At 51.2% G+C, this 2208-nt stretch carries 5 protein-coding genes; all 5 read right to left on the reverse strand.

What is annotated here, in order from left to right; translation table 11 throughout:
• The coding region (locus ACTHSL_RS12415) for a phosphoadenosine phosphosulfate reductase domain-containing protein (RefSeq protein ID WP_440381635.1) at nt 1-431 on the reverse strand (431 nt) is incomplete at its 3' end.
• Entirely contained in the window at nt 410-850 is a 441-nt protein-coding gene (locus ACTHSL_RS12420; protein WP_000736903.1) for a recombination protein NinB, read from the reverse strand. The genes ACTHSL_RS12420 and ACTHSL_RS12415, both read right to left, overlap by 22 nt.
• Before the next feature lie 73 nt (nt 851-923).
• Nucleotides 924-1214, reverse strand: a complete 291-nt coding sequence (locus ACTHSL_RS12425) for a protein ren (protein ID WP_000145933.1) — start codon at nt 1212-1214, stop codon at nt 924-926.
• Complete coding sequence (locus tag ACTHSL_RS12430) at nt 1211-1912, reverse strand: replication protein P (RefSeq protein WP_000788910.1); 702 nt, start codon at nt 1910-1912, stop codon at nt 1211-1213. The genes ACTHSL_RS12425 and ACTHSL_RS12430 overlap by 4 nt, the downstream gene beginning before the upstream one ends.
• On the reverse strand, nt 1909-2208 hold a 300-nt coding region (locus tag ACTHSL_RS12435; RefSeq protein WP_000460009.1), incomplete at its 5' end, for a hypothetical protein. The genes ACTHSL_RS12435 and ACTHSL_RS12430, both read right to left, overlap by 4 nt.

Here is a 2208-nt window from a genome sequence, read left to right on the forward strand (position 1 = left end):
CCAATCCACGTGGTGTAATTCCCTCGCCCGAAATGGTCATCACAGTATTTGGTGAAGGGAACGAGTTTTAATCTGTCAGTGCAGAACGCGCCGCCGACGTATGGAGTGCCATATTTCTTTACCATATCGATAAATGGCTTCAGAACAGGCATTCGCGTCTGAATATCCTTTGGTTCCCATACCGTATAACCATTTGGCTGTCCAAGCTCCGGGTTGATATCAACCTGCAATACGGTGAGCGGTATATCCCAGAACTTCACAACTTCCCTGACAAACCGATATGTCATTGGATGTTCACAACCTGTATCCATGAAAACGTAATGCACGTCTTTACCTGCCCGTCGCTTTTGCTCCATTAGCCAGAGCAAATATGCTGACGTCCTGCCACCGGAGAAACTAACGACATTTATCATGCAGCCCTGTCTCCCCATCTCGCTTTCCACTCCAGAGCCAGTCTCGCTTCGTCTGACCACTTAACGCCACGCTCTGTACCGAATGCCTGTATAAGCTCTAATAGCTCCGCAAATTCGCCTACACGCATCCTGCTGGTTGACTGGCCTATTACCACAAAGCCATTCCCGGCAAGGTTAGGAACAACATCCTGCTGCTTTAATGCTGCGGTAAACACACACTTCCAGCTTTCTGCATCCAGCCAGCGACCATGCCATTCAACCTGACGAGAGACGTCACCTAAGCAGGCCCATAGCTTCCTGTTTTGGTCTAAGCTGCGGTTGCGTTCCTGAATGGTTACTACGATTGGTTTGGTTGGGTCTGGAAGGATTTGCTGTACTGCGTGAATAGCGTTTTGCTGATGTGCTGGAGATCGAATTTCAAAGGTTAGTTTTTTCATGACTTCCCTCTCCCCCAAATAAAAAGGCCTGCGATTACCAGCAGGCCTGTTATTAGCTCAGTAATGTAGATGGTCATCTTTTAACTCCATATACCGCCAATACCCGTTTCATCGCGGCACTCTGGCGACACTCCTTAAAAACCAGGTTCGTGCTCATCTTTCCTTCCCGTTCTTCCCTGGTAGCAAACCGGTAATACACCGTTCGCCAGACCTTACCTTCGATAACCAGAAGACCTGCCCGTGCCATTTTAGCCGCGGCCTGATTTATGCTGGTTACTGTTGCGCCTGTTAGCGCGGCAACGTCCGGCGCACAGAAGCTATTATGCGTCCCCAGGTAATGAATAATTGCCTCTTTGCCCGTCATACACTTGCTCCTTTCAGTCCGAACTTAGCTTTGATTTCTGCGATCTTCGCCAGAGCCTGTGCACGATTTAGAGGTCTACCGCCCATGACAGGAAGTTGTTTTACTGGTTCAGGGATCGCCTCACCACGGTTAATTCTCGCAGTCATATGGACAAGCTCATCTGCGGCCTTACGGCGTAATTCCGCATCAGTAAGCGCATTGGCCCGCATGTTCTGATACAGGTTGGTAACCAGCCAGTAGTGCGCGTTTGATTTCCACGGATAAGACTCCGCATCCGGATACAGGCCTCGCTTCCGGCAATACTCGTAAACCATATCAACCAGCTCGCTGACGTTTGGCAGTCCGGCGGTAACGGATGCTTCTTCCCGGCACCATGCAACAAACTGCCCGGGTGATGGCAGAAATGGTCGATTCTGCCGACGGGCTACGCGCATTCCTGCGTTAACCTGTTCCATCGTGGTGATCCCGTTTTCCCGAAAAGCCAGAACCCACTGGCGACGGATTTCGTTCACTTCGTTCTGGTCACGGTTAGCCAGGCTCGCCGGGAAAGTTGCCAGTAACTGGCTGAACACACCGTTGATGATCTGCGCTACCTGCTGTACCTGCGGCTTTTCGTCGTACTGTTCCGGCATGTTGTTGGCGATCCGACGCATCTGCTCACGGTCAAAGTTAACCATCTGTGCGGCGATGTTTTTCATAGATCCACCCCGTAAATCCAGTCTGTGTTTGTCAGGTCGAGTTTTGGTTTGCTGGCTGTCACGCCTGCCTGTTGCTTGTTACGGTTGATTTCGAGTTGGGTCCACTTATCGCGGAGTTTGGCCGGGCTCAGCACGTTACCGGACCAGAAGTTGTCCTGGCATGCCCAGCGGAACAGCACACACATGTCGCGGTGGTTACGTCCGTCACGTTCACGCATCAGGCGGATATCGTTAGCCCACCCAGCAAAATTCGGTTTTCTGGCTGATGGTGCGATAGTCTTCACCATGTCAAACAT

The organism is Neisseria sp. P0008.S010 (assembly GCF_051962715.1).
Taxonomy (GTDB): domain Bacteria; phylum Pseudomonadota; class Gammaproteobacteria; order Burkholderiales; family Neisseriaceae; genus Neisseria; species Neisseria elongata.

Excerpts from the sequence above, each read along its gene's own strand:
- ACTHSL_RS12420 (WP_000736903.1), bottom strand. The coding sequence starts at position 850 with ATGAAAAAACTAACCTTTGAAATTCGATCTCCAGCACATCAGCAAAAC.
- ACTHSL_RS12425 (WP_000145933.1), bottom strand. The coding sequence starts at position 1,214 with ATGACGGGCAAAGAGGCAATTATTCATTACCTGGGGACGCATAATAGC.
- ACTHSL_RS12430 (WP_000788910.1), bottom strand. The coding sequence starts at position 1,912 with ATGAAAAACATCGCCGCACAGATGGTTAACTTTGACCGTGAGCAGATG.